This is a genomic window from Nocardia cyriacigeorgica (assembly GCF_010868145.1).
In the GTDB taxonomy this organism is placed as follows: domain Bacteria; phylum Actinomycetota; class Actinomycetes; order Mycobacteriales; family Mycobacteriaceae; genus Nocardia; species Nocardia cyriacigeorgica_D.
In genome coordinates, this window is the sequence record NZ_JAAGUY010000004.1 from 44,287 (window position 1) to 70,202 (window position 25,916).

A 25,916-nucleotide genomic window follows, 5' to 3' on the forward strand; every position below is an offset into this window, starting at 1 on the left:
GCGCCGACGCGTTCCCGATGTGCCGCGGGACTCGACATCGTCGCGCGTTTGGTTAGTCTGAACCCCTAGCGGGGCGCTGCAGAGGGGTTGCGTCTCCGTTCGCGCGTCGGCACCAACGGAGGTACCTCGATGGCGAAGCAAGTGCCGACATCCCGGCTCACTCGCGGGACGAAACTCGGCGCGGTCGCAGCCGGATCCATGCTGCGCACCCAGCGCGCGCGACTGTCCATGCGCGGACGCTCGGAAGCGGTGCGCGCGAAGATGGCCGAAGAGTCGATGATCCGCACCACCGAACAGGTGGTCATGGTGCTCGGCACTATGAAGGGCGTGGCCATGAAGCTGGGCCAGATGATGTCGGTGCTCGATATGGATCTGGTGCCGCCCGATCATCGCGAACGCTTTCAGAAACGCCTGGCAGTGCTGCGCAATGCCGCGCCGACGGTGTCGTTCGAGGCCATGCGTGCGGTGATCGAGGAGGATTTCGGCCGCCCGCTCGATAAGGTATTCGCCGAATTCGAGTCCGAACCGGTGGCGGCGGCCTCGATCGGTCAGGTCTACCGCGGACGGCTGCACGACGGACGCAAGGTCGCGGTGAAAGTGCAGTATCCGGGCATCGATATCGCGGTCCGCGCGGATCTGAAGAACCTCGCGATGTTTCGCCGGGTGCTGCAATCGGCCATGCCGTGGGTGACGCCAGCTGTGCTCGACGAGTTGCGGCTCAATATGGAGGCCGAACTCGACTATCACGCCGAGGCCGAGACCCAGCGCCAGATCTCCGAGCTCTACGCCGGACATCCGTTCATCGTGGTGCCCCAGCCGGTGCTGGAGTTGAGCACGCGGCGGGTGCTGGTCAGCGAGTATCTGGAAGGCAGCGGCTTCGACGAGGTCAAGGAAATGCCGCGGGCCGACCGGGACCGGATCGGCGAGATCATCTACCGCTTCTATGTCGGTTCACTGTTCGTGTTCAACGAGTTCTGCGGCGATCCGCATCCGGGCAATGTCATGCTCACCACCGACGGTCGGGTCGGATTTCTCGACTTCGGCCTGTTCAACCGGATGGACCCCGAGCACGTCCGGTTCGAAGCGGCCTGTCTGCGGGCGGCCGCTGAGGATCGGGCCGAAGACCTGCGGCAGTTGATGATCCAGCGCGGCGTGATCGACTCCCCCGACGAGATCGGGCCGGACGAATGCCTCGAATACGTGCTCGCCGCCTCGGAATGGTGTCTGATCGACGAAGATCTCACCATCACCCCGGAGCTGGCCAGTGGCGCGTTCCTGCTCGCCGTCGACCCGAGGGCCAGTGAGTTCACCGGGATGAAGCAGCAGAATCTTCCGCCCGAGCATCTGTTCTCGCGGCGCGCGGACTTCCTCACCTTCGGGATGCTCGGCCAGCTCGAAGCGACGGCGAATTGGCATCGCATATCCCGTGAATGGCTGTATGACGAGCCTCCGGTGACCGAACTCGGCAAGGAACATCAGCGTTGGCTGGCCGTGCGCACCGGCGGCGACAAGTCCGGTAAGACTCGACACAACAAAGCGTGAGGGCACCCATGGCGGACAACCGCGAATTCGATCTGATTCTCTTCGGTGCGACGGGCTTCGTCGGAAAGCTCACCGCGCAGTACTTGCTGGATGCGGCGCCCGCAGGCGCGAAGATCGCGTTGGCCGGGCGCTCGGTGGACAAACTGTCCCTGGTGCGCGATGAGCTCGGTCCCGCGGCCGCGGGCTGGGAGCTGGTGGTCGCGGACGCGGCCGATCAGCCGGCCCTTGACGCACTCGCCGCCCGCACCACCGTCGTGGTGACGACGGTGGGTCCGTACTTGCGTTACGGTCTGCCGTTGGTCGCGGCCTGCGCCAAGGCAGGTACCCACTATGCCGATCTCACCGGTGAGCCGCTGTTCATCCGGGAGGCGATCGACCGGTCCGGCGACGAGGCCGCACGCACCGGCGCAAAAATCGTCAATTCCTGTGGCTACGACTCGATTCCGTCGGATCTGAGCGTGTATCAGCTGTACCGGCGTTCGGTCGAGGACAACACCGGCGAGCTCACCGACACCACCCTGATCGCCTCGTTGAAGGGCGGGGTCAGCGGCGGAACCATCGATTCCGGGCGCGCGATGATGGAAGCGGTGGCCGCCGATCCGTCCAAGCAGTCCGTGCTCAGCCACCCGTATTCGCTCAGCCCGGACAAGTCGATGGATCCCGATGTCGGCAGGCAGTCCGATCAGGCCTTGCAGCGTGCCAGCGCCATCGACCCGAGCCTGGACGGTTGGGTCGGCACGTTCGTCATGGCGATGCACAACACCAAGATCGTGCGCCGCTCCAATGGTCTGCTCGGTTGGGTGTACGGCAAGAACTTCCGCTACCGCGAAGTGATGAGCGCGGGCAAGTCCGCGGCCGCACCGCTGGTCGCGGCCGGTATGTCCGGTGGGATCATGGCCACCATGGCGGCGGGTGCGCTGCTGTCGCGGGTGAGTGCGGGCCGCAAGCTGCTGGATCGGGTGTTGCCCAAGCCGGGGACCGGACCGAGCGAGCAGGCACGGACCAGCGGCTGGTTCACCATGAAGACCTATGCGCACACGACCTCGGGTGCGAAGTACGTCGCGACCTTTGCCGCTCAGGGAGATCCGGGGTATCAGGCGACGGCGGTGCTGCTCGGTGAGAGCGGCCTGTGCCTGGCGTTCGACGGCGCGAAGCTGCCGGAACTGGCTGGCGTGCTCACTCCCGCCGCGGCGATGGGTGACGCGCTCACCGAGCGTTTGCGCGCAGCCGGGATGACCATCGCGGTGGACCGGGTCTGAATGTAGATCACTGATGACGGATCTACTGCGGACAACGGAGTCGGCACGATGAATCTCGCTCGGCGCACCATGAACAATCCGGCCCTGGCCGCGGTGTACGAGCGGGCGTGGCGGCCTGCGTTGTTCTACCTCGCCAGTGGTCGTACGACCGATTCGGATCGTCGTTTCGCGGCCGAATCGCTGCGGTTGCCGAGCGCGCACCGGGTACTCGATATCGCGTGCGGGCCCGGCAATTTCACTCGCTATCTGAGCGAACAGTTGCCCGGTGACGGTTATGCGGTTGGTGTGGATTTCTCGCCGCCGATGCTGGCCAGGGCCGTGGCCGATAATTCGGGCCAACGCGTGGGTTATCTGCGTGGCGATGCACGGTTTCTGCCGTTCGCGGACGGCTCCTTCGATGCGGTGTGCTGTTTCGGTGCGCTGTATCTGATCCCGGATCCGCTGGCTGCGGCGCGGGAGATGATTCGGGTGTTGGCGCCGGGTGGGCGGATCGCGATCACCACGAGCCATCGCGGTGATTCGGCGTTCGGGCAGGCGACGCGGATCGTCGGCGGCTGGTCGGGCTTACGGGTGTTCGACACCGATACCTTTCCCGCGCTGTTCGCCGAGCACGGGTTGATCGAGATCGATCAGGAGGTCCACCGGTTGTTGCAGTACGTATCGGCGACGCGTCCAACCTGACGTCCGGTGCGCTGAATCGGCCAGAGCCCTGGAACGTCCGCGCTTCGATCAGCCAGGGAGGCCGTCCGGCCCGGCGGCTGCTCGTTCGCGCACCGCAGCGCGCGGCAACCATCGGAGACAGTAGCCGCCGCTATCGTGCGCGACATCACAGCCGGGCCTCGATACCGGCCCACGAACGGGCAGCCGCAAGGCATTTCGGACCGGTAGAGTCCGAATCGAACCGGTGGGGACGTGATGGACCGAGCGGAAGGGGGAGCCCAGGTGGCGGTACCGGAAACGGGGCAGAGCCGGGCTCGGCAGTTGTATATCGCGGCGGTCGACGGAGGTGCGGCGGCGTTCGAACTCGCGGAGGACGTGGCATCGAATCTGGCCGCGGCCTGCGACGTCCTTGTCGACGATCTGCAACGAGCCAGAGCCGAATCACACCTGATCACCGAGGTCTCCGGCTTCCCCGATCTGCCGACCGGCCATGGGCTCGCCAGGGGATTCGGCACCAAGGGCCGCGAGTACCTGGACACGCTGACCGCGCTGCAGGAGACCGCGCTGCTCTACAAAGCGGCCTATCTGGCGGCGGGCAAGAAGTTCGTCGACGCCGACGCCGCCAACAAGGCCGCGATCGACCTCGTCGCCGCACATCTGGCGCCGCGATGACGCCGGGCATCGAGTGAGGAGCGCCCCATGGCAGATCACGCCGAACCCGAAGGCCTCCCCGGTGACACCGACCCCGCCTACGCACCGGAGCGCGAACACTTCATCGGGTACACCCATCAGGAGATCTGGGATCGCGTGCACGAGGTGATGGACCCGGCCCTACTCGACCGGGCTGCGGCCGTGTGGCGGGCGAATGCCGTCGCGCTGGGCGAAGCGTTCCGCGTCTTCGGCGATGCCACCAATCGCGAATTCGCACGATGGTCGGGTCACACCGCCGACGCCGCGGCGCGGGCCACCGGCGAGTTCGTCCACGCGGGCACCGACACGCACGAGGTCTGTGCCGCGGTCGCCGCGCTACTGGAGCTCGATCGCGATGCGGCACAGACGGTTCGAGCTGCGATTCCGCCGCCGCAGCCGTATTGTCCGCTCGATGATCCGGCCGCCGAAGCGATCCACGGCGGACAACGACGAATGGATCACGACATCGCGGCGGCGGCCGTCACCGCCGACGTCCAGGACCTCATGACACACGTGTACTCCCCCGCCATCCCCGCGTCAGGAGATCGGGTACCCCGCTTCGCGGTCACCCGCACCGACCCCACCGGCGGCGGGGGCCTGCCACTGTGAAATGGGTACTCACCCCGGACGAATTCAGCTACGTCTGGCAGAACGAAACCGATCTCGATCGACGGCCTTACCCGGTCAATATGGCGGCCGGCGCCACCGCGCGCACCGAGACCGAATACCTGGACCTGCGATTACCGCAGCGGTTCGCCAGACAGGCCGATCCCGATCTGGCTGCCGCGCTCATGTTGTGCGCCCGCGCCGACGCCACCACCATCACCGTGTCCGGTGAGCGCACCGCCTCCACCGACGAAGGCTGCCCCGAACGGATCCTGGCCTTCGCCGCCGTGGTGCATCAGCACGCTGCCATCCTGGTGGCCGCACCGAGCAACGTGTCGGTGCTGATGTGTCACGCACGTGGTCTCGGTGAGCACCTGGTCGAGGTGATCGGACCGGCGCGACCGGGCCGGTCCGGCACTCTGCGCGAACCGCAGGATGCCGTACTCGGCGCCACCGACCACTCGGGCAACGGCCAGACCCTCTCCGCCAATGGTGAGCGCGGCGCCGCCCGTTTCCGCCGTGCGCTACGCAAACCGGTCGACGGCCGCGGCTTCATCACCGTCACGGTCGAGCCGGACAATCCGATGTCGCCGCCCACCCGCCATCGGACCTGGCTCGATGTCACCGGCGACGGCCGCTATCTGCTCACCACAGCCGACGAGCTGACCCTCACCCCGGTCACCGATGCCGATTTCGCCTGCCAGCTGCTCCGACTGGCGCAGATCCGCTGATCGCAGCCACGGATGTGGTAGGTCTGACGGATGGTGAAGCACTGGTCGGTTCCAGCACGGCAGGCACTGAAGGCAGACGGCCTGCGCATCGCCGATCTGGACACCTCGGCCCGCCCCGGTTTCGACGGCGATAAAAAACTCGGTGAGGCGCTGCTCGCCGAGCGCGGCACGGTGCTGTCGGATCTGCAGGAAAAGCTGTACGCCAATGGCCGATCCGGCGATTCGCGCAGCGTGCTGCTGGTGTTGCAGGGTATGGATACCGCGGGCAAGGGCGGCATCGTCCGTCATGTGATCGGTTCGGTGGATCCGCAGGGTGTCGACCACGCCGCCTTCGGTGTGCCGACCGAGGAGGAGAAGCGCCACCATTACCTGTGGCGCATCCGCAAGGCGCTGCCACGCGGTGGGCAGATCGGCGTGTTCGACCGCTCGCACTATGAGGACGTCCTGGTAGTGCGGGTACACAATCTCGTTCCCGCCACGGTCTGGGGTGAGCGCTACGACGAGATCAATGCCTTCGAGCGCGAACTCACCGACGAGGGCATCACCTTGGTGAAGGTCGCGATGTTCGTCTCCCTCGAAGAACAGAAGAAGCGGCTGCGCCAACGCCTCGAACGCCCGGACAAGTATTGGAAGTTCAATCCCGCCGATATCTCCGAGCGTGCCTTCTGGCCCGCCTATCACGATGCCTATCAGGCCATGCTCGACCGCACCTCCACCGAGAACGCCCCCTGGCACGTCCTGCCCGCCGACCACAAATGGTATTCCCGCCTCGCCGTGACCGAACTGCTCATCGATGCCCTGCAAAGCCTCGACTTGGACTGGCCACCTGCCGATTTCGACGTCGAGGAGCAGTTGGCCCGCCTCGACAAGGCTTGATCACACGGAGCAGCAGGCTGCTCGACTGTTTCCCAGCGCCGAACAACACGACAGATCCATACATACTTGTATGGAAGTGGGACGAGCGTCTACCATTTACTGAGACTTCGGGTCCCAGGTAATTTGCCCGGAAGCTGGAACAAGGGAGACACCGATGACGCTGTCCGCTGTATCGAAGCCGGAATCCGCAGAACAGGCGTACCGCGAGGTCCTACAGGGACTGTCCGAGGGGTCGGTCAACCGGCACTTCGACCCCTATGTGGATATCGACTGGGACTCCCCCGACTTCGGGGTCGACAAGAACGATCGGCGCTGGGTTCTCCCCGAGGCGGATCCGCTGGGCCGCCACCCCTGGTACAAGGCGCTGCCCGTCGAGAAACAGATCGCCATGGGGATGTGGCGCCAGGCCGGGATCGCGAAGGTCGGGCTCGACTTCGAACAGCTGTTGATTCGTGGGCTCATGCAGTACGTGGTGTCGCTGCCCAACGGTGATCCGGAGTTCCGCTTCATCACCCATGAGGCGGCCGAAGAGTGCAACCACACGCTCATGTTCCAGGAGATGATCAACCGTATCGGCGAGGACGTCATCGGCATGGGGTCGATCGACCGCAAGCTGACAATGGTCATCTGGCCCGCGGTGAAGTACTTCCCGGAATTCTTCTTCACCATGGTGCTCGGCGGCGAGGAGCCCATCGACCACCTGCAGAAGTCGATCCTGCGTGGTGGCGACGAGATGCATCCGATGGTGCAGCGGGTCATGCAGATCCACGTGGCCGAAGAAGCGCGCCATATCTCGTTCGCGCACGAGTACCTGCGCCGCAACGTACCGAAGATGCACCCCGCCACCCGATTCGCGCTATCGCTGCTGTTCCCCGCAGCGATGCGCATCATGTGCGAGATGATCGCGACTCCTCCGAAGGAATTCATCGAGAAGTTCGATATCCCGCAGTCGGTCATCAAGGACATGTACTGGCGCAGTGAGGAATCCAGCTCCGCCCTGCGCGATATCTTCGCCGATGTTCGCGCGCTGGCCGAACAGAGCGGGTTGATCAACCCGGTGTCGAAACTGGTGTGGAAGGTGCTCGGAATCGACGGGCACGCGTCGCGTTACCGCAGCGAGCCGGCGCGTCGCGCGGCTGCCTGAGCTTCGGCTCTGACCGAGCTTCGGCGCCCGTCGATCACGACGGGCCGGTCAACGGCCCGATGCGCCGATTTCCAGATTCGCGAGGACGTCCCACCGCCAACGAAACAGCGGTGGGACGCCACGTTCAGTCGGCGACGAGCCGGGTGCGGGAATGGGAATGCTCACGCTGCCGCCGGATCACATACGTCCCCGCCGAACTCCCGGTCGCACCGTGCTCGGGGTGCATGAGATAGGCGACGGCATTCGCGGAGAATATGCCGAGCGCCAGGCCGGTGGGGTCGAAGACCTCTCCGGTCCAGCGGCAGGTACCGGGTTCGGCGACGAGCACATGCGGGTTACCGCCCGCGGCGCCGCGCAGCACCTCGATTCCGTCCGGCGGGACCTGACGCCAGCTCGCGTCGGAACGCGGCTCGACCGAGTCGAGCATGGACAGCGGAATGACGATCAGATCGCCTTGGGCGTGGATACCGTCGATGACGGGGCTGCGCACGGACTGGTCGAGTTGTTCGAGGACAAGGGATTCGGTCATATCGTCACCTCAGGTGCGGTGGAGGAGTTGGGAGTACTGCGCGCCGGTCAGGCCATAGGTCCAGGCCGCGGCGTCGACGGGGTCGGTGAAATAGCCGGGGACGGTCAGGCCGTACCGGCGGCGCGTGCCATCGCGTTCGATGGAACCGTTCACCGCGACCAGGACCCGCTGATTGCGCGGAGCCTCGTAGAGCATCAGCTCGAAGCCGTGATTTCCGGGATCGGGAGCGGTCGCCATCAGCTGCGTCCCCGCTTCTTCGAGATATGCGGGCCAGCCTAGTTTTTCGATAGCGCACCGTCTGACCTCGACATTGGTTTCTCGGTCGATGGCCTCGGCGGTGGGATCGGTGATCACCCAGGCGGGCACCTGAGTGCCGTGCCAGAAGTACAGTTCCCAGCCATCCGCGTAGCGAACCGCAGGGCCGTCGGCACAGTGCAGCCGTACCTCGTCAACAGTCTCATCCACCAGTTCGGTCGCCAGTAGTTGCGGCCGTTCGGAGACGACGCACACTCCATCATCGGGCCACCACGGCCCGCACGAGTCCGCCACGGTGGCCCACAATTCCCACAGCCGTGCCGAATCGCCGTGCCGAGCAGGCGAGCAATCGGCCCATGCCGAACCCCAGCAGCTCTCCATCCGATACCGCGACTGGAATCGACGGTCGTCTGCCGCACCGAGGATCCTTTGCGTGACCGCGCTCCATGAGCGCGCCAACAGCCAGGACACCTGGGGCTCGTACACCCGGCAGGACCTGCCCATATCGAGCGAAGCATCGACATGTATCGACGAAAGTTTCCGGGCGACCGGATGTTTCAGCGGAGGAATCTTGTTCACCGATCCGCTGACCACCGATCCCGGATCTCCGGTAGTCAGAGCGATGAACGGCGACGAGGCCCACCGGAATCGCGGCGGACTCAGCCCCACCAACTCATAGATTTCAGAAATGGCCGCTTGGGCGACCGAACGTTCGGCTGGTTCGGTGCACAGCATCCGACCGAGCCATTTTCGACGGGTTTCCGCAGCTTCCCGCTGCCCGAGACCACTCACCGGATGACGGTGGTGTCGTCCTTTCCAACGATCATGGGAATCAGCGTGACAGATCTACCGGGAATCAGCAACCACGTCCACCGCGCCCGAGTAGGAACTCGGGTGCGCTGCACGGCGTCGGTGGGAGCCGACGCGCCGCGAGGTGCGCCGGTTCTGCGCCGGTCGGGCGGCGCGGGATTCAGCCGACGCGAGCCGAGCCGATCAGGTCGAACAGCTCCGAAGCCACGTGCTCCGGTAGTTCCAGCCCCGGGAAATGGGTTTCCCCGTTGAGGCGCGTGTAGCTGAACCATGGGTTGCGGTCGGCGAATTCGGCGTGCAGTGCGTCGTATTCGGGCGAACTCGGATGGGAGAAGACGTGTCGGATCGGGCGTGGCTCCTTCATCCGTTCCATTCGGCCCATCGGTGAACCCCAGGTCTGATAAGCCTTTTCCACCTCGCGCCCAGAACGCGCCCACATGTCGTAGCCGTGGCCGCCGGCTTCGAAGCGAACATGGTTGAGCACTGTCTCGTTGGTGCTGCCGTCGAGCCATGAGCGCAGCAGTTCGTCGCGGGCGGCCTTCCAGGTGGCGGGGTTCTGCAACGCCGCCACACCGGCGGCGAATTTTGGCGGTGGCGGGGTCATGATGAGGTCGAGTAGCAAGACGGCGGGAACTCTTTCGATGCCGAGTTGGTCGGCCATATCCAAACTCACCCAGCCGCCATGGGCGTGTGACAGCGGCACGAACGACTCGACCTCGAGCGCGTCGAGCAGAGCGATGGTGTCGGAAACTTGTTCGGCTACACCGAAATCCGCGACGGGTGTTCGATCCGGTCCGTGGCTGCGCCAGCATACTCGAATGACGCGATGCTTCGCACGTAGGAATGGCAGCAGCGGATTCCACGCGCGAAGGTCGTGCGCCCACCCGTTCAGCAGGACGATCGCCGGGGTCTGCGGCGCATAGCCCTGGTCGTCGAAGGCGATCTCGACGCCGTTGATCCGCATGGTGTTGATCATGTTTGTCTCCTTCTACCGAGTCCCGCGACGCTCCGGGAGCGGAATATCTGCGTCGACACCGCTGGTGGCCGGTCGCAATCTGGTGGCAGCCAGCTGTGAATGGGTGAGGCCGGGCAGGCGGCCTGCCGTTATGAGCAGTGGGTCGCGGACGCGGTCGGGCACGCTGTTCAGCAGCCGCATCCGGTACGAAGTCTTCTGGGTGCGTTCGATTCCTGGACGTTGCTCGCGTTCCCAGCGGGCGAGGGCGTCGGACAACGGCAGGTCGTCGCTGACGGTGGCCGCCAGCGAGACCGCGTTGATCATCGCCGTTCCGCCGCCCTGCCCCAGATAGGGCGGCTGAGCGTGGGCGGCGTCGCCGAGGAAGGCGACCTTTCCTCGTGACCAGGTGCTCAGCCGGATGAATTCGAAATTGTCCCAACGGATCTGCACCTCGGGCGCGGCCCGCAATATCGGCGCCAGGTAGGGGAAGCTGCGTACCCAGGAATCCACGTCGATGCCATCGCCGCGCGTCGCGGGGTCATCGGCGTCGGCGACCAGCGCGAGGTACACCGACTCCGGTGTGCACGGGGTGTAGAGCAACCGGCGGCGGCCCTGGAAATGCTCGAGATGTTTGACGCTGTCCTCGGGCGGCAGATAGTCCACCGACGCGGGCACCATGAGCCGTGCGGCGCCTTCGCGCATTCGCACGCGACGAGCGGTGAGGCCGAGACGGTCGCGCAACCGAGAATGCACGCCATTGGCGACGACGATCAGATCGGCTGTGATGCTGCGTCCGTCCTCGAACTCCACCCGCCCACCCGGATCGGCGGCCACCGCCGCAGAATCGGCGATCAGCTCGACGCCTGCCGTCGTCGCGGCTCGAACCAGTGCCGCGATCAGCCGGTCCCGTAGCAAGGTGTAGCAGCGCGGCCGGCCCTGTCCGTTGATATCGATCCGGTACAGGGTGCGGCCGGTGCGTGAGCGCGCCTCGATCGCGGGGCCGATATGCGCGCCTCGGGTGGCATCCGCAAAGGCACCGATCTCTTCGAGCGCTGACAACCCGTTGTCCCACACGTAGATTCCGGCGCCGATCGCGCGGATCGCCGACTGACGCTCATGTAGCCGTACGGTCCAGCCCCGCTGGGCGAGTGCGGTGGCGGCGGTGAGTCCGCCGATGCCGCCGCCGATTACTTCAGCATGCCGCTCGACCATGGGCTGCTGTCCTTTCTGCTGATCTTGCCGTCACGGAATCGGGTACACGACCGTCGAGCCGGGATGATGACGCGCCCAGCCCGGATCGCCGGTGCGCACGAACGTTGCCCAGCGGGTGCGCGTCGGTGCCCCGAGTGCGCGAAGGTCGTCGCGTGCCAGCGGTTGCACCATGGCGGCATCTCGCCAGGCGTTACCGTCACCGAACAGCAGCGGCAGCTCCAGGCAGTGGCAGGCACCGAAGGGGTTGTCCGGGTGCAGAGTGTGCACTCGGTAGCGGTAGACCTCGGCTCCGTTGACGGCGAGCAGATCGGCGAATTCTGTGGTTCCGTCCTCGAAGGCTTTGCGCCCGACGAACTGTTGCAGTCCGGCGGCAACCCGCTGGCCGAGCCACGGCACGCCGCGGATTCGGGCGAACACCGGATGCTGGCCACCATAGAACGCGCCCATCTCGTCGGCGGTCGCACCGATGATCACCTGTAGCCCAGTGGCACGCGCGAGTACTTCATTGCGCCAACGTGTTTCATCAGGCAGCGGATCGACGCCGGCGATCGGCAGGAACGGCGGTGCGGAATTCAGCCCGCCGGGGCCGGCCAGTTTCTTCGCAGCGGCGGCCTGTGCGGCAAGTACCCGATCAACCGGTGCGGTCCGCGGGTCACCGCCGAGCGCGGACAGAAATGCCTGCGCGGCACGGCTCGCCTTCGCTTCGCGCTGGAATCCGATGCCGAACGGTGCGCTCTGCACGATGGCACGACCGAACAATCCGCGCGTCGATTCGATACCGAGCATCGCGACGATGGAGTGCGCGCCGGCCGACTGCCCGGCCACGGTGACCCGATCCGGATCTCCATCGAAATCCCGGATATGCGCACGCACCCATTCCAATGCCGCGATCTGATCACGCACGCCCAGGTTTCCCGGTGAAACGGCCGGCATCCGGAGGTAACCGAGCACTCCGAGGCGGTAGTTGATCGACACCACGACGATGCCGGTCTCGCGCACCAGGTCGGTGGCGTCGTACAGATTCCACGCACCGCCGCCGGCCAGATACGCCCCACCGTGAATCCACACCAGCACCGGGCGGCCGCGGGGCTGCGGGACGGCGGGGGCGGTAACGGTCAGCTCGAGGCAGTCCTCCGACTGTGGCAGCCGCGCGGGCGCACCCATCACTGGCTCCAGCCGGCCGGGCAGCTGTGGTGCGGTGACCGGCTGCTCGCCCGGTTCCACCGGGCCGCGATACGGCACCGGTTCGGGCGGGCCGAATCGGGTGGCCCGGGCGAACGGGATTCCTCGGGTCACCACGACGTCGCTGTCGGTCATATCGCTCCTCTTACGCGATAACGCAAGTCCACTTGCGTTATCGCCACGGTAAGCCCCGCTGCCCGATAACGCAAGAGGACTTGCGATAATCGGGAGATGGCGGATGAGGCACCCCACACCCCACAGCTACGTGGCGCTCGGCTGCGCACAGCCGTACTCGACGCGACCCTCGCCCGGATCGAGGCCGTCGGCATCGATGAGGTGCGCGTCGCCGATATCGCGGCCGCGGCAGGCGTGCACGAAACCTCCATCTATCGCCGATGGAAAACCCTGCCCCGACTGCTGCTGGACGCGCTGCTGTCACGGATGGAAGCGCAGATCCCCATCCCGGACACCGGATCGGTACAGGCCGACCTGGTGGAGTTCATGTCGGTGCTGATCCGATTCGCGCGCACCCCGTCGGGTGCCGGACTGATCCGCTCGACCGTGTTCACCGACACCGACACCGAAGCCGATACCGCCCGCCGCGAGTTCTGGTCGGTCCGGCTGTCGGCCTCACAGGAGATCGTGCGCCGGGGAATCGAGCGCGGCGAGGTCGACCGCTCCGTCGATCCGCGACTCACCCTGCTGACCCTCGGCGGGCTGGTGCACATGTACACCACCCAGCTCGATGGCGACTTCCCCGACGATCTGGCCGAACGCGCGGTCGACCTGCTGATGAGCGGACTCGCGCCGCGCTGAGCGCCGGCCGCGGGCGGCAATTGTCCTCGATCCCGAGACCATGCGCACCCGGCCGATCGAGAACACGCCGCGTATTTCGGAAACTCTCAGGTTCACCGACCATGATGTGAGCCGTGCCCACTGAGGCCGGAATCCCGCGTCCGGCTCTACCATCAGGGCAGCAGGCAACGCGAAAGCGAGCGAAAGGCGTGGTGAACGCACGGTGAGCAACAAACCGGGTCGGAAGAATCCGCTGGCGGCAGCCGAGCGCGCCGACCGCAACCGCAAGATCGCGATCCAGGTGGGCGTCGCGGCGGTGCTGGTCGCCCTCGTCGCCGCGATCGGCGTCGGAATCGCCATGCGCGGCTCCGACGACGAGGATCTCGGGGCCATCCCCAGCGTGATCGCCGGAAACCCGACCGCGACGAGTCCGGGCGCCGCGCCGGTGGAGGCTCAGGACCCGGTGGCCTCCACCGGAGCAATCCGCGTCGGCAATCCGGACGCGAAGGTGACCGTGCGGGTGGTCGCCGATATACAGTGCCCGATCTGCAAGCTGTTCGAAGAAGCCAACGGTCAGGTGCTCGCCGACGGCGTCGCCAACGGCACCATCAACGTCGAATACAACATCGCCTCGTTCCTCGATCAGATGTCGACGACCGACTTCTCCTCCCGCAGCGCCAACGCGGCCTACTGCGTCACCGACACCGGCGTCGACAAGTTCCAGGCCTGGTTGCAGGCCATGTTCGCCCAGCAGCCGCCCGAGGGTGGCGCCGGCCTGCCGGATGAAAAGCTGATCGAGATCGCGCAGTCGGTCGGATACACCGATCCGAGCATCGCGCAGTGCGTCACCGACCGTAAGTACGACAAGTTCGTACAGGCCAAGTCGAAGAAGCTGCTCGACGAGGGCATCGAGGGCACGCCCACCATCTTCGTCAACGGTGAGCAGGTCCAAACGCGTGAGGCGTTGTTCACGCCGGCCGGGTTGGCTCCGGTGATCGCGGAGGCCGCGGGCCAGTGATCGCGGCCGCCCCCAGATCCGCCTGGGTTCTGCTGATCAGTGGTCTGGCCGGCTGGATCGCGTCGTTCACACTGACCGTCGAGCGGTTCAAGCTGTTCGTCGATCCCGCTTATCAGCCCTCGTGCAGCCTCAACCCCGTCCTGTCCTGCGGTTCGGTGATGACCACCGACCAGGCCGCGCTGTTCGGGTTCCCCAATCCGATCATCGGCGTGGCAGGGTTCGCGGTGGTCGTCACCCTCGCAGTGCTGTCGGTGGCCAGCGTGGCGATGCCGCGCTGGATCTGGATCGGACTGTGGCTCGGCACCATCGCGGGCACGGTCTTCATCTGCTGGCTGATCTTCCAGAGCCTGTACCGCATCGGCGCACTCTGCCCGTACTGCATGGTCGTATGGGCGATCATCACCCCACTGCTCGCCGCGGTCACCCAGACGCTGTGGGGCGGTTCACGAGGACCCATGCGGGTCGTCGCGGAATGGCGGTGGACGTTCGTCGCGCTGTTCTACGCGATAGTCCTGCTCCTGATCTTCCTCCGCTTCCAGGACTACTGGCTGTCGCTGGTCTGATCGGTCGTTCGACGCGCCGACCCCCGCCGGAGCACGTGGCACCGCGCGGTGGGTGAGGCGGCGCCGTCAGGGCATGTCCAGCACACTGGCCGGAACCCCGTAGGGCAGAAACCGCACGCGACGGTGCGTATCGGTGTTGTCGCGGTGGGCACGCAGTGCTTCGAGCTCACTTGGAAAGACCTGGTCCACCCTGGCCTCGCCGTTGTCGTCGATGCCGTAGATCGCCCACACCCCGCTGCCGGTCGCACCCGTGGTCTCGCCCTCCGGCTTCGGCGGATGCGATGGTTGCGGCTGCACGAACTGACCGAGCAGCGACGCCAGTGAGCCGAGGCTCGCGTTATCCGCCCGATCCAGGTATTCGCCCGCTTTCCCGAGCAGGTCGCGCAGCTCGCTACCCGCCCCGCGCAGTGCGCGTTCGAAATCTTCCGGATCGATTCCGAAAGGCCCGTTGGCTGGCATCAGATGTGCTCCTTCGGACTAGTTGAGCGCTGAGTCCTCAGTGTCCTCGCGAAACACCGTCTTCGCCAGGGTCGCCCGCCGGCACGCTCGCTAGTTGGGCGTGCCCGCCGCAAGGACGACACGGACCGTGCGCTCGCCGCCGGGACCGGTGACCCGCAGTTCGATGACATCGTTGGGTTTGAGTTTGTTGATCGCCGCGCGCAGCGCGCGGGCCGTGGTGATGGCGCGGCCGTCAATCGCGGAGATGATCTCGCCGTCGGCCAGCCCGGCGTCGTGGGCGGGCAGGCCGTAGATGGCGACGTCGACCCGTGCGCCGCTCGGACGAGCATCGGAGATCAGCACGCCGAGAGTGGCGGTGGGGCCGATATGGACGGTCTCGGTGGGTGTGCCCGAACGGATCTGGCGGACCACCCGCATGGCGGTATCGATCGGCACGGCGTAGCCGACCGGCGGGCGCTGGGCTTGCGTAGCGGGGTCGTCGTCGTCATGGTCGCCGGAGGCAGCCGCGATAACGCCGATCACCGCGCCCGCGTGGTCGGCCAGCGCGCCACCGGATTGACCCGAACTCACCGCCGCGGTGATCTCCACCATGCCGGTCAGCGCTTTGCGGGACAGGTCAGCGGAATTCAACGCCAGGATGGTGCTGTCCAGATCCGAGATGCGCCCGGCTACCGCAGTCGGTGCGCCGGTACCGCCGGCATTGCCGATGGCCAGCACCTCATCGCGTAACCGCACCCCCGACGAAGTGCCGATCCGGGCCGTGGTCAGGTCGGCCGCGCCCACCAAATCGAGCAGGGCGATATCGGTGCTGGAGTCGTATCCGAGCACCTCCGCTTCATAGACCAGACCGTCGGAGACCCGGGTGACCTTCACCGTCTCGGCGCCCTTGACCACATGGTGGCTGGTGAGTACCTGACCGTCTGCGGTCAGCACGATGCCCGAACCCGCCGCCCCTGCCCCGAACGGCCTGGTCGAGGCGTTGATATTGACCAGCACCGGTTCCATTCCGGCCGCTACGGCCACCGGGTCCAGCGGTGGACGCGGCTCGACCACGGCGGGCGCTGCGGCGGGTACCCGTTCCAGCGTCGGCCAGCCCGGCAGCTCGCCGCGATATCCCAGGAAGGCCGCGGCTGCCAGGATTGCCGCGACGATGGCTGCGCCGACCCGGCCCGCACCACCCCGCCGGCGGGGACGTTCATCCCGCCGGTAATCGCGCGAATCATGCCAGTCGCCGTCCATGCGCCTCCGCTTCACCCGCAGCCGATCAACCTATTGTCTCCCGAGCGTCGCCATTGAGGCCCGCTAATTCCGGTGGTACAGCGGTGAGCTGCGGGAATCGGCTGAGATCGCGGGATTCCACGCGCGTGATCGGCCGGCTCCTCGCTGGGGTCCGAGGTCTCCGGCAACCGGGCGGGCGGCGATCGACCCCTGGGCGGGCGGAGAACAGCAATCAACCGGATTTGCCGCGACGCAGGCGGATCAGCCGATGATGCGGCCGTTCGGGCTTGGGCAACGGCGGTGGGGCGTTCCCCGTCGGAACCTCGACGTCGTAGCGGCGGATGTATGCACCCGCGAACGCCTGCAAAGTGGCGGTAACCGGGATGGCCAGCAATGCCCCGGTCGGCCCCAGGATGGCGGCGCCGGCGAGTACCGCGCCGAAGGCGACAGCCGGATGCATATCGAGGGTGGTGGCGGTGATCCTCGGTTGCAGCACGTAGTTCTCGAACTGCTGGTAGAGGATGATGAAGCCGAGCACCCACAGGCCATCCGGCGGGTTGTTGACCACGGCGACGATCACCGGCAGCGCACCGGCCAGATAGGTGCCGACGGTCGGGATGAACTGTGAGACCACACCGACCCACAGCGCCAGCGCGAACGCCGACGGTACGTCGAACACCCGCAGCATGATGTAGTGCGCCAGCGTCGACACCAGCGCGAGCAGCCCACGCGAGTAGATGTAGCCGCCGGTCTTCTCCACCGCGATATCCCAGGTCCGCAACACATGCCGTTGTTTGCTCGGCGGCAGCAGCGAGCAGACAGCGTTGCGGAATCGCGGGCCGTCGGCAGCGAAGTAGTAGGTGAACAGCAGTACGCCCAAGGCCTGGAACAACGCGGCCACCGCGGTGGTGCCGATGCCCCACACGTTCCCCGCCAGCCCGACCGCATAGCCCTCGAGGTTGGAACTCCACTCGGTGGCGTACTTCTCGATATCGTCGCCGGACATATCGGTTTTGAAGGTCTTGTTGAAAAGATCGACCGCTTCGTCGGCGTACCGCGGAGCATTCTCGACCAGCGTGGTGACCTGCTCGACCAGCAACGACCCCAGCGTCCACACGAATGCGACGACCACGAGCAGCAACGTCATAAACACCACGCCGGTGGCCGGGCCGCGCCGCCAGCCATGCCTGGCCAGCCAATTCACCGCCGGCTCGATGGCGAAGGCCAGGAACAGCGACACCATCAGCACCGTCAGCAGCCCCTGCAACTGCTGTAGCAGCCAGAACGTCGCGACGAATCCCGCCACCGTCGCCGCCGCGAGCAGGAACGCACGCAACAGCCACGGGGGCGGATTCAGCTGACCCGCGGAATCGGGCCTGTCTGCTTGCTTCTGGTCGTCCTCGGCAGCCACCCCGACAAATTACCCAGGCGCGAGCGGCAGTACCGTCCGACGCGTCACATGGTCGCGACGTCGATCACGAAGCGATACCGCACATCGCTGGCGACCACGCGGTCGTAGGCGCCGTCGATTTCGTCGGCGGCGATGACCTCGATCTCGGCGCCGATACCGTGCGCGGCACAGAAATTCAGCATCTCCTGGGTCTGGGCGATGCCGCCGATCATCGAACCCGACAGCGAACGGCGGTAACCGGCCAACGTCATCGGCCGGACCGACAGCGGCTGTTCCGGCAGGCCGAGGATCACCAGGGTGCCGTCGAGGGCGAGTAGGCGCAGGTAGGAGTCGATCGGCAGATCGGCAGAGACGGTATTGATGATCAGGTCGAATTTCCCGCGCAGTTCGCGGAAGGTCTGCTTGTCGCTGGTGGCGTAGTAGTGGTGCGCGCCGAAACGTTTGCCGTCGTCCTGCTTGCTCAGCGAATGGCTGAGCACCGTGACCTCGGCGCCGAGAGCCGCCGCGATCTTGACCCCGACATGCCCGAGCCCGCCCATGCCGATGATGGCGACCTTCTTGCCCGGACCGGCCTGCCAGTGCCGCAACGGGGAGAACAGCGTGATGCCCGCGCACAGCAGCGGCGCGGCGACATCGAGGTCGATACCTTCCGGGATGGCGAGCACGAAGTTCTCGGTGACCACGACCTGGGTGGCGTAGCCGCCGAGGGTGAACCCGCCGGGCTGCACCGTCTCCGGCACCGTCGAGTTGTAGGTCATGGTCGACCCGCCGGTGCAGTACTGCTCTTCACCGGCCAGACAGGCCGCGCAGACGCCACAGGAATCCACCATGCAGCCGACGCCCACCCGATCGCCGACCTTGTGCCTGGTCACCGCCGACCCGACCGCCGCGACGATGCCCGCGATCTCATGCCCTGGCACGCACGGATAATTCGCCCCACCCCACTCGTTGCGCGCGGTGTGGATGTCGGAGTGACAGATCCCCGCGTACTTGATGTCGATCAGCACATCGTGCGGGCCCAGCTCACGACGTTCGATGGCGACCTTCTCGAACGGCGCGTCCGGACCGGCCATTGCGTAAGCGGTAGCAGTACTCATGCGTCCATGCCTACCGCCGCATGCATGTGTTTGCCAACCTCACCCGTCCTGCGACGGCGTGGGTCGGGACCTTATCGGCACAAGAGCGCGGCAGGCACCGAGCAAAACCCTGTGGGTAGCCGACCTACCCTGCCGCGCGGGTGGCGCGGCGGGGGCGACGCTGACGAGTGCCGGCGGCCGGGGCCGAGTCCTCGAACCGGCGATGGTTGTCGGCAGTGTGGCCGCGGGCGTTGGTACCGCGCGCGGCACCGGACCGGTCCGAACGACCGGGCGCGCGGTGGCTACCGGCGGCGTCGTGGGAGTGGTCGCTGTGGCGGCCCGGTTGCCTGGTGCGGCCCTGTCCGTCGGCGTGGCGGGCTTCCCCCGCACCGCGGGCACCACCGCGCCGGTTGCCCTGTCCGGCGGCGCGGTTGCCGTGGTCGGTGGAACGATCGTCGTGCACGCCGGCTTGGCGGCCACCGTTCACCCGGTGCTCGGTGGCCGCCCGTCCTGTCGCCGGGCGGCCCCGGCGGGCACCGCCGTTGCGTCGTCCGGAGGCCGCGGCGCCACCGCCGCGCTGTTCGGTGACGTTCGCGGCAGCCGGACGGCTACCTCGGCGCGAACCCCGGCCACCGGAGGTCCGGTTATCGTCGCGATCATCGGTCTGGGCCGCGATCCGGTGCTCGGGCGCGGCAACGGCGCCGATCAGCGCCGTCACGGCCGGGGAATTCGCGCTCGCACGCTGCGGGGTTGCGGTGATTCCGGCCTTGCGCAGCAGGACGGCGACATCCTTGCGCTGGTCGGGCAGGACCACCGTGACGACGTCGCCGGAACCGCCCGCGCGCGCGGTGCGGCCGGAACGGTGCAGGTAGGCCTTGTGTTCGGCGGGCGGATCGACGTGCACGACCAATTCGACATCGTCGACGTGCACGCCGCGGGCCGCGATATCGGTCGCGACGAGCACGCGGGTGGTGCCGTCGGCGAAGGCGCTCAGGTTACGGTCGCGGGCCGCCTGGGAGAGATTGCCGTGCAGGTCTGCGGCCGGAATCCCGGAGGCGGTCAGCTGCTTGGCGAGCCTGCGGGCATGGTGTTTGGTCCGCATGAACAGGATGCGCCTGCCCTCGCCGGACGCCAGTGCGCGCACCAGCTCCTTCTTCGCGTCGGCACCGTCGACCTCGAAGACGTGGTGGGTCATCGTCGGCACCGGGCTCGCCGCGGTGTCAACGGAGTGAGTGACCGGCTGGCGCAGGAACCGCTTGACCAGCCGGTCCACCTCATTGTCGAGGGTGGCCGAGAACAACAGCCGCTGCCCATCGGCGGGCGTCGCGGTCAGGATGCGGGTCACGGCGGGCAGGAAGCCGAGGTCGGCCATGTGGTCGGCCTCGTCGAGGATGCTGATCCGCACGGCGTCCAGCGAGACGACGCCCTGTCGCATCAGATCCTCGAGCCTGCCCGGGCAGGCGACGACGATATCGGCGCCCGCGCGCAGATCACGGGTCTGCCGGTTCACCGGCACCCCGCCGAACACCGTGACCACCCGCAGCCCGCACGGCCGAGCCAGCATCTCGACCGTGGCCGCGATCTGGGTGGCCAGCTCACGGGTCGGGGCGAGAATCAGACCGGCCGGATGCCCGGGCTTGCTTCTGCCGCCGGCGAGCCGCTCGACCATCGGAATGCTGAACGCGAGGGTTTTGCCGCTGCCGGTCTTACCGCGCGCGAGCACGTCGCGCCCAGCCATGGTGTCGGGCAGCGTGGCCGCCTGGATGGGGAACGCCCCGGTGATACCGGCCGCGTTCATTGCGTCGACCAGCGAAGCACGCACACCGAATTCGGTGAACGAGGAACTCGCGGGCACGGCAGCAGAAGGTGTGTCAGACATGGAGATAACAGGTGCCTTTCCGGCATCGGAGCGAGCCGCAGCGTCGCGCAGGACAGGAGTCCTCACCCGATGGTGGCAGCGCCGCGATGACCGGCGCGAAAGGTTGACATCCACGACGGAGTTGGGATGTGCGCGAACGATCAGCGCACAGAACCCCCGCAACCCTACCCCATCCGCGCCGCCGCTCGCTCCGCCCGAGCCGCGCCGCCTCGCACGCAGGTTCGGCGGGTGGGCTCCGTCAGGTCAACCCGGTTCCGTTGTCCCGTCGAAGATTTGGGCGATGCCTACCTGCCCTGTGCACATCGCCGCGTTCCAGCTTGCCCGCACTCAGAGTGACATCAGTCACCCACGCAGCGCTCCCGACTCGACGCCGATGCTCTGCAACACCTGAGCCAGCGCCGTCCGCAGCCGTGCTTGCCGCACCGTGCTGTACAGCGCGGTATCGAATTCGACCTGAACGGTCATGCGATCACCGACGGTGAAGACGGTCAGTTTGGGCGGGATCGTCGGCGCCATCGCGAAGATGTCGTCGCGAACGAACGTCAGGCCGGCGGGCAGCGAATGTGCAGGCAGCCGACCGATATTCGACACCGTGAGGCTCGGTCGAGCAGACAGGAGAGCGGCCATGACCGAGTCGTCGCCGATCGTCTGCGCGGCCAGCATCACCAGGGCATGTTCCCGGCGATCCAGGCTTGCCCGCACCCCGGCCCCCACCGTTCGGCCGAGTTCGTAGGGATCGGCGCCCGCATCGACCGGCATCACAGTTCCGATGCCGGAAGCCCAGTTGGCGACTGTGCCGACCGGCAGCGGCGGAACCAGCTGTGAACGCAGATCGGCGGCGTGTCCGAGACTCAGCAGCAGCGGGCCTTCGCCGTCGAGTACCGCACGAAGCGCGACCATCGCAGCCCCGCTGAACAGGCTGTTGACCGAGATGCGATGCGCGCGGGCGGAGTTGACGAATGCCGCTGTTTCGTCGGGGTCGAGTTCGATACGCACCATCGCGAAGCGGTCGAGTGGATCGATCGCGCCGACTCGGTCGTGCGGCACCGCGGCGGGAGCGGAATCCGGCCCTGCCATCGCCACCTGCGCGGCAACGGTCGCCGACCACTCCGCCACGGCGGCGCGATCGACAATATCGGCCATTCGCACATCGGCCGCCGGAGGCAGGTCGCGCTCAGGCGCGGGTCCCGGAGACGACGAACCGGTCAAGTGAGCGGTGTAGCGCCGCCACAGCTGATCGAGCAGCGCGAACACGGACCGGCCATCGGAGATGCCGTGATGGATGACGAGCACGATCTGCTCGCGGTCATCCTCGCGCAGCAGTCGCGCCGAGAACAATCCCTCCGACCAGGTCCGTTCCTCGTTGACCAGACGGAAGTACTCGCGCTCACCACCGGCGCACACCTCGAGCTGCGGATGGAAGCCGTCATCGACGACGAATTGCTTTGCTCCTCCCGCATCGTGCACGACCCTGCTGCGCAGCAGTGGGTGTGCAGCCGCCAGCTCATCGAGCACGAGCCGGAGTATCCGTTCGTCCACCCGGCCGGTGACGGTGGTTCCGATGTAGAGGGGCATGCCACCGGTGACGACGCTGCCGAATGTGGCACCGGCGGTGAAGTAGGCGGCTTCGAAGTGTGACAGCGGACGTTGAGCGGTCATCGTCGGTCTCGTTTCCGTGCGCAGGGTTGGCTCCCCGACTCAACATACAGATGTTTCAAACAGTTGTCAGAAACATGTGTTTGAAACATCTGTCGCAAACGTCTGTACGAGAGTTGCTAGGGTGCGAAGGTGGGAACACGCGAGGATCTACTCGATGCGGCGAAGAAATGCCTGGCCGAACGCGGTTACGCGCGCACAACGGTGCGCGATATCGTCGCGGCATCCGGCACCAATCTGGCCGCCATCAACTACCACTTCGGCACTCGTGACGCCCTGCTCTACCAGGCGATGATGGAGTCCAGCGGTGATGCGGTACAACAGATTCTCGACTCATTGCCCGCCGACGATCCGGACGACCGGACCGCGCGGCTCGATGCGTTCCTTGCCGCGCTGATCGGCTCGTTCCGGACGAATCCGGGACTGTGGTCGGCCAACATGGAAAGTCTCGCCCAGGCCCTGCACTCCCCCGAACTGCGCGCCGAGATCAGCTCGGCACAGGACCGGGCCCGCCGCGGGCTGGCGCAGTTCGGCGGCGGCGACAACGATGACGCCGTCGGCGCCGTCCTCCAGACCTTGATGTGCGGCCTGCTGGTGCAGTGGGTGATCGACCCGGACGGCGTACCCGCCCCGGATGAGCTCACCACAGGCCTGCGCGCCCTCACCGATCGGCTCGCACCGGCTCCGCCGCAGTGAGCCCGTGCCGACCGCGGCCCCCTGAGTCCGCACCGCTTCTCGCCGCCGCAGGCTCGGCGCCCCCGCACGACAAAGGCCGCCTCTCCGCAAACGGAAAGGCGGCCTTCGGGTTTCGACTATTCGGCCGCAGCCGCCTCAGCGCGCCGCCGGACGCGTCGCGCCGCAGCGACCATATTCCGCAGCGAAGGCTCCAGCTGCCAGTAGTGCCGGGTCTTCAAACCGCCGTCCGGGTTCGCCCACAGCCGCTCCGGGGTGACGGCTTCGGCTGCGGCGGTGAGCAGTTCGTCCAGCTCATCGATATCAGGGATGCGCGCCGAACGGCTTTCGTACACGCCGGGTCCGACACCGTGGCTGAGCCCGTGACCGGAGGCGCAGTCCTCGTTGAGCGCTTTGAGCACCCATTCGATGGAGCGGGTGGCCACGATCGCGGTGACGTCGGCATCGAGCTGTTCGATCGCCTCCACCACTTCGGCCCGACCGGAATACCCGATGTGCGTGTGGATCTGGGTCTCCGGCTGGACACCGGAGGTCGCCAAGCGGAACGCACCGACGGCCCACCGCAGGTACTCGGCGCGACCTTCGGGACGCGGCGGCAGTAGTTCACGGATGGCGGGCTCGTCGACCTGGATGATCGAGATCCCGGCCTTCTCCAGATCCACCACTTCGTCGCGAATGGCCAGCGCCACCTGGTCGGCGGTCTCGTACAGTGGCTGATCCTGACGCACGAACGACCGCGCGATCATGGTGACCGGACCGGTGACCATGCCCTTGACCGGTCGATCGGTGAGCGACTGCGCGTAGCTGATCCACTCCACCGACATCGGCGCCGGGCGGGAGACATCGCCGTAGATGATCGGCGGCCGCACACAGCGAGAACCGTAGACCTGCACCCAGCCGAAATGCGTGGTGGCGAAGCCGTCCAGCAGTTCGGCGAAGTACTGGATCATGTCGTTGCGCTCGTGCTCACCGTGCACGAGCACATCGAGGCCGATGTCCTCCTGCAACCGGATGGTCGCCTCGATCTCGGCTTCGATCTTCTTGCGGTATTCGTCGTAGGACAGCCGGCCCTCGCCGAGGTCGTAGCGGGCCTGGCGGATCTTGGCGGTCTGCGGGAACGAACCGAGCGTGGTCGCGGGCACCGGCGGCAGGTTCAGCTTCTCCTGCTGGGCGGCACGACGCTCGGAATACGGTGCGCGCTCACGCATTTCCGGCGTGATCGCGTACACCCGTTGCCGCACGGCGTGCTTCTGCTTGAAGTGCACCTCGGTCGGGCGCTTGCGCCATTTGTCCGACGGGCCCTCAGTGAGCGCCTTGGCCAGCGAAACGACCTCGCCCACCTTCTGTTTCGCGAACGCGAGACGGTCGGCGACATTGCCCTCGATGTCGTACTCGGCAAGCACGTCGTAGGGCACGTGCAGCAGTGTGGTGCCGGTGGAGACGACCAGGTCCGGGCAGACCTTGGCCAGCTCGTTGAGGTATTCCAGCGTCACGTAGCGGTCTGCGCGCCAGACGTTCTGGCCGCTGATCACGCCTGCGTAGAGTCGCTTGCGGCGGATGCCCGGCACCTGAGCCAGGTCGTCCGGACGCATGCGGAACGAGGCCAGGTCCAGACCGATCGCCTCGACGTTGGTGCGCGCCAGAATGGTCAGCGCCTCACCGAAATCGCCGTACTGACCGGTGACCAGGATGCGCGGACGCAGCGGCGCCTTCGACAGCCGCTCATACGCACGCTCGAACAGCGCCAGCTCGGCCTCGGACCGTTCACTGGTGAAGCACGGCTCGTCCAGCTGAACGCAGGTGGACCCACGCTTGGCCAGGATCTCGAACAGCTGCTCGTACACCGGCAGCAGCTTGTCCAGCAGGGTCAGCGTGTCGAAGCCGCCCGACTCGCCGGGGATGTGACCGGCCTTGGACAGCAGCAGCAGCGACATCGGGCCGAGCACCACCGGCCGCAGCTCGATGCCGCGGGCCATGGCGCGATCCCATTCGTCCAGCAGCGCCTCGGGGTGCAGCGAGAACTCGGTGTTCTCGTCCAGCTCCGGCTGGCGGTAGTGGTAGTTGGTGCCGAAGAACCGCACCAGTTCCAGCGGCGGCAGATCGGGACGTCCGCGCGCCATCAGGAAGTAGAAGTCGAGGGGGTCCATACCCTCCTGCAACTCCCGGAATCTGGCCGGGACGGCACCGAACAGCAGCGCGTTGTCCAGCACGTGGTCGTAGAAGGAGAAGGTGTTGCCCGGCACCTGAGTAAGCCCGGTGGCGGCCAGCTCGTTGAACTGGCGCTCCTGGATATCGCGGCCGACGGCGAGCAGCTCGTCACGGGTGATGCCGTCGCGCCAGTAGGCCTCGAGCGCTCGCTTCAGCTCCCGGTGCGGGCCGATCCGCGGATATCCGAGGACGCTCGACCCGAAACCATCGGTGACGTTGACCATGAGCTGGAACTCCTTTTCGATCAGCTGGTCCGCCTCCCCGCGATTTCTGCGGGCGGCCGAGTGCCGTTGTCCATCATGTACCCGTGCCGCCGGTTTGGGCGTCGAACCGATTATGGGCGTCCCCGGCGAGTTACCCGGCCCTCACGAGATCAGTCGTCGCTTCGGCCGGGCCAGCGGGGTCGCAAGAGGCAGCCCGGAGAGGTCGGCTCGCATTTCCGATACCGCTAGCGGTCGTACACAAGCGGCAGCCGAAAACGCGAGCCTG

General features: G+C 66.7%; 24 protein-coding genes. 12 read left to right on the forward strand and 12 right to left on the reverse strand.

The window, feature by feature from the left end:
- Window positions 1–129: 129 nt before the first annotated feature.
- The 8 genes from GV792_RS08145 (at window position 130) to GV792_RS08180 (ending at window position 7,508) form a co-directional block, all read left to right on the forward strand.
- On the forward strand, window positions 130–1,542 hold the full coding sequence (locus GV792_RS08145; RefSeq protein ID WP_163823336.1) for an ABC1 kinase family protein: 1,413 nt from the start codon (window positions 130–132) through the stop codon (window positions 1,540–1,542).
- Window positions 1,543–1,550: 8 nt separating this feature from the next.
- Window positions 1,551–2,801, forward strand: a complete 1,251-nt coding sequence (locus tag GV792_RS08150) for a saccharopine dehydrogenase family protein (RefSeq protein ID WP_163823338.1) — start codon at window positions 1,551–1,553, stop codon at window positions 2,799–2,801.
- 48 nt (window positions 2,802–2,849) lie between these two features.
- Complete coding sequence (locus tag GV792_RS08155) at window positions 2,850–3,482, forward strand: class I SAM-dependent methyltransferase (protein WP_163823340.1); 633 nt, start codon at window positions 2,850–2,852, stop codon at window positions 3,480–3,482.
- A 261-nt stretch (window positions 3,483–3,743) separates the two neighbouring features.
- A complete protein-coding gene (locus GV792_RS08160; RefSeq protein ID WP_163823342.1) occupies window positions 3,744–4,133 on the forward strand; it encodes a hypothetical protein in 390 nt (129 codons plus the stop codon).
- A 27-nt stretch (window positions 4,134–4,160) separates the two neighbouring features.
- The gene (locus tag GV792_RS08165; RefSeq protein WP_163823344.1) at window positions 4,161–4,760 is read left to right on the forward strand and encodes a hypothetical protein; all 600 of its coding nucleotides are present in this window, start codon (window positions 4,161–4,163) and stop codon (window positions 4,758–4,760) included.
- On the forward strand, window positions 4,757–5,488 hold the full coding sequence (locus GV792_RS08170; protein WP_163823346.1) for an ESX secretion-associated protein EspG: 732 nt from the start codon (window positions 4,757–4,759) through the stop codon (window positions 5,486–5,488). The genes GV792_RS08165 and GV792_RS08170 overlap by 4 nt, the downstream gene beginning before the upstream one ends.
- Before the next feature lie 30 nt (window positions 5,489–5,518).
- Complete coding sequence (locus tag GV792_RS08175; protein WP_163823348.1) at window positions 5,519–6,364, forward strand: polyphosphate kinase 2 family protein; 846 nt, start codon at window positions 5,519–5,521, stop codon at window positions 6,362–6,364.
- A 154-nt stretch (window positions 6,365–6,518) separates the two neighbouring features.
- Entirely contained in the window at window positions 6,519–7,508 is a 990-nt protein-coding gene (locus tag GV792_RS08180; RefSeq protein WP_163823350.1) for an AurF N-oxygenase family protein, read from the forward strand.
- Between the two features lie 124 nt (window positions 7,509–7,632).
- Here the strand turns inward: GV792_RS08180 and GV792_RS08185 are convergent, their stop codons facing one another.
- The 5 genes from GV792_RS08185 to GV792_RS08205 all read right to left on the reverse strand — a co-directional run bounded on the left by GV792_RS08185 (window position 7,633) and on the right by GV792_RS08205 (window position 12,586).
- A complete protein-coding gene (locus GV792_RS08185) occupies window positions 7,633–8,037 on the reverse strand; it encodes a hypothetical protein (protein WP_163823352.1) in 405 nt (134 codons plus the stop codon).
- Window positions 8,038–8,046: 9 nt separating this feature from the next.
- Window positions 8,047–8,778, reverse strand: a complete 732-nt coding sequence (locus GV792_RS08190) for a DUF6745 domain-containing protein (protein WP_163823354.1) — start codon at window positions 8,776–8,778, stop codon at window positions 8,047–8,049.
- 484 nt (window positions 8,779–9,262) lie between these two features.
- A complete protein-coding gene (locus GV792_RS08195) occupies window positions 9,263–10,075 on the reverse strand; it encodes an alpha/beta fold hydrolase (RefSeq protein WP_309138568.1) in 813 nt (270 codons plus the stop codon).
- A gap of 15 nt (window positions 10,076–10,090) precedes the next feature.
- Window positions 10,091–11,269: an FAD-dependent oxidoreductase gene (locus tag GV792_RS08200; protein ID WP_163823358.1), complete on the reverse strand. Its 1,179-nt coding sequence runs from the start codon at window positions 11,267–11,269 to the stop codon at window positions 10,091–10,093.
- A 30-nt stretch (window positions 11,270–11,299) separates the two neighbouring features.
- Complete coding sequence (locus GV792_RS08205) at window positions 11,300–12,586, reverse strand: carboxylesterase family protein (RefSeq protein WP_163823359.1); 1,287 nt, start codon at window positions 12,584–12,586, stop codon at window positions 11,300–11,302.
- 96 nt (window positions 12,587–12,682) lie between these two features.
- Between GV792_RS08205 and GV792_RS08210 the strand changes: the two genes are divergently transcribed.
- The 3 genes from GV792_RS08210 (at window position 12,683) to GV792_RS08220 (ending at window position 14,827) form a co-directional block, all read left to right on the forward strand.
- A complete protein-coding gene (locus GV792_RS08210) occupies window positions 12,683–13,267 on the forward strand; it encodes a TetR/AcrR family transcriptional regulator (protein WP_163823362.1) in 585 nt (194 codons plus the stop codon).
- A 202-nt stretch (window positions 13,268–13,469) separates the two neighbouring features.
- On the forward strand, window positions 13,470–14,264 hold the full coding sequence (locus tag GV792_RS08215; protein ID WP_163823364.1) for a DsbA family protein: 795 nt from the start codon (window positions 13,470–13,472) through the stop codon (window positions 14,262–14,264).
- Complete coding sequence (locus GV792_RS08220) at window positions 14,261–14,827, forward strand: vitamin K epoxide reductase family protein (protein WP_163823366.1); 567 nt, start codon at window positions 14,261–14,263, stop codon at window positions 14,825–14,827. Before GV792_RS08215 ends, GV792_RS08220 begins: the two co-directional genes overlap by 4 nt.
- 66 nt (window positions 14,828–14,893) lie before the next feature.
- On the opposite strand, the gene GV792_RS08225 is transcribed toward GV792_RS08220, so the two are convergent.
- The 6 genes from GV792_RS08225 to GV792_RS08250 form a co-directional block, all read right to left on the reverse strand.
- Window positions 14,894–15,286, reverse strand: a complete 393-nt coding sequence (locus GV792_RS08225; protein WP_163823368.1) for a hypothetical protein — start codon at window positions 15,284–15,286, stop codon at window positions 14,894–14,896.
- A gap of 90 nt (window positions 15,287–15,376) precedes the next feature.
- Window positions 15,377–16,525 (reverse strand): S1C family serine protease, encoded by a 1,149-nt coding sequence (locus tag GV792_RS08230; RefSeq protein WP_163823370.1) that lies wholly within the window; start codon window positions 16,523–16,525, stop codon window positions 15,377–15,379.
- Between the two features lie 211 nt (window positions 16,526–16,736).
- Window positions 16,737–17,915 (reverse strand): AI-2E family transporter, encoded by a 1,179-nt coding sequence (locus GV792_RS08235; protein WP_163823372.1) that lies wholly within the window; start codon window positions 17,913–17,915, stop codon window positions 16,737–16,739.
- A gap of 44 nt (window positions 17,916–17,959) precedes the next feature.
- Entirely contained in the window at window positions 17,960–19,012 is a 1,053-nt protein-coding gene (locus tag GV792_RS08240) for an NAD(P)-dependent alcohol dehydrogenase (RefSeq protein WP_163823375.1), read from the reverse strand.
- A gap of 124 nt (window positions 19,013–19,136) precedes the next feature.
- A complete protein-coding gene (locus tag GV792_RS08245; protein ID WP_163823377.1) occupies window positions 19,137–20,870 on the reverse strand; it encodes a DEAD/DEAH box helicase in 1,734 nt (577 codons plus the stop codon).
- Between the two features lie 342 nt (window positions 20,871–21,212).
- On the reverse strand, window positions 21,213–22,529 hold the full coding sequence (locus GV792_RS08250; RefSeq protein ID WP_163823380.1) for a phthiocerol/phthiodiolone dimycocerosyl transferase family protein: 1,317 nt from the start codon (window positions 22,527–22,529) through the stop codon (window positions 21,213–21,215).
- Window positions 22,530–22,658: 129 nt separating this feature from the next.
- Here GV792_RS08250 and GV792_RS08255 point away from each other — a divergent pair, with 129 nt between their 5' ends.
- The gene (locus tag GV792_RS08255; RefSeq protein ID WP_163823382.1) at window positions 22,659–23,222 is read left to right on the forward strand and encodes a TetR/AcrR family transcriptional regulator; all 564 of its coding nucleotides are present in this window, start codon (window positions 22,659–22,661) and stop codon (window positions 23,220–23,222) included.
- A 116-nt stretch (window positions 23,223–23,338) separates the two neighbouring features.
- Here GV792_RS08255 and metE read toward each other — a convergent pair whose 3' ends face one another.
- Window positions 23,339–25,651 carry a 5-methyltetrahydropteroyltriglutamate--homocysteine S-methyltransferase gene (gene metE, locus GV792_RS08260; RefSeq protein ID WP_163823384.1) on the reverse strand — a complete coding sequence of 771 codons (2,313 nt, stop codon included), beginning with the start codon at window positions 25,649–25,651 and terminating at the stop codon, window positions 23,339–23,341.
- Between the last annotated feature and the right edge of the window lie 265 nt (window positions 25,652–25,916).

What these genes read in the sequence shown, in the direction of transcription:
- GV792_RS08155 (WP_163823340.1), top strand. Translation starts at nt 2,850, where the DNA reads ATGAATCTCGCTCGGCGCACCATGAACAATCCGGCCCTGGCCGCGGTG.
- GV792_RS08175 (WP_163823348.1), top strand. Translation starts at nt 5,519, where the DNA reads ATGGTGAAGCACTGGTCGGTTCCAGCACGGCAGGCACTGAAGGCAGAC.
- GV792_RS08210 (WP_163823362.1), top strand. Translation starts at nt 12,683, where the DNA reads ATGGCGGATGAGGCACCCCACACCCCACAGCTACGTGGCGCTCGGCTG.
- GV792_RS08200 (WP_163823358.1), bottom strand. Translation starts at nt 11,269, where the DNA reads ATGGTCGAGCGGCATGCTGAAGTAATCGGCGGCGGCATCGGCGGACTC.
- metE (WP_163823384.1), bottom strand. Translation starts at nt 25,651, where the DNA reads ATGGTCAACGTCACCGATGGTTTCGGGTCGAGCGTCCTCGGATATCCG.
- GV792_RS08205 (WP_163823359.1), bottom strand. Translation starts at nt 12,586, where the DNA reads ATGACCGACAGCGACGTCGTGGTGACCCGAGGAATCCCGTTCGCCCGG.
- GV792_RS08250 (WP_163823380.1), bottom strand. Translation starts at nt 22,529, where the DNA reads ATGACCGCTCAACGTCCGCTGTCACACTTCGAAGCCGCCTACTTCACC.
- GV792_RS08145 (WP_163823336.1), top strand. Translation starts at nt 130, where the DNA reads ATGGCGAAGCAAGTGCCGACATCCCGGCTCACTCGCGGGACGAAACTC.
- GV792_RS08230 (WP_163823370.1), bottom strand. Translation starts at nt 16,525, where the DNA reads ATGGACGGCGACTGGCATGATTCGCGCGATTACCGGCGGGATGAACGT.
- GV792_RS08225 (WP_163823368.1), bottom strand. Translation starts at nt 15,286, where the DNA reads ATGCCAGCCAACGGGCCTTTCGGAATCGATCCGGAAGATTTCGAACGC.
- GV792_RS08165 (WP_163823344.1), top strand. Translation starts at nt 4,161, where the DNA reads ATGGCAGATCACGCCGAACCCGAAGGCCTCCCCGGTGACACCGACCCC.
- GV792_RS08245 (WP_163823377.1), bottom strand. Translation starts at nt 20,870, where the DNA reads ATGTCTGACACACCTTCTGCTGCCGTGCCCGCGAGTTCCTCGTTCACC.
- GV792_RS08150 (WP_163823338.1), top strand. Translation starts at nt 1,551, where the DNA reads ATGGCGGACAACCGCGAATTCGATCTGATTCTCTTCGGTGCGACGGGC.
- GV792_RS08240 (WP_163823375.1), bottom strand. Translation starts at nt 19,012, where the DNA reads ATGAGTACTGCTACCGCTTACGCAATGGCCGGTCCGGACGCGCCGTTC.
- GV792_RS08180 (WP_163823350.1), top strand. Translation starts at nt 6,519, where the DNA reads ATGACGCTGTCCGCTGTATCGAAGCCGGAATCCGCAGAACAGGCGTAC.
- GV792_RS08185 (WP_163823352.1), bottom strand. Translation starts at nt 8,037, where the DNA reads ATGACCGAATCCCTTGTCCTCGAACAACTCGACCAGTCCGTGCGCAGC.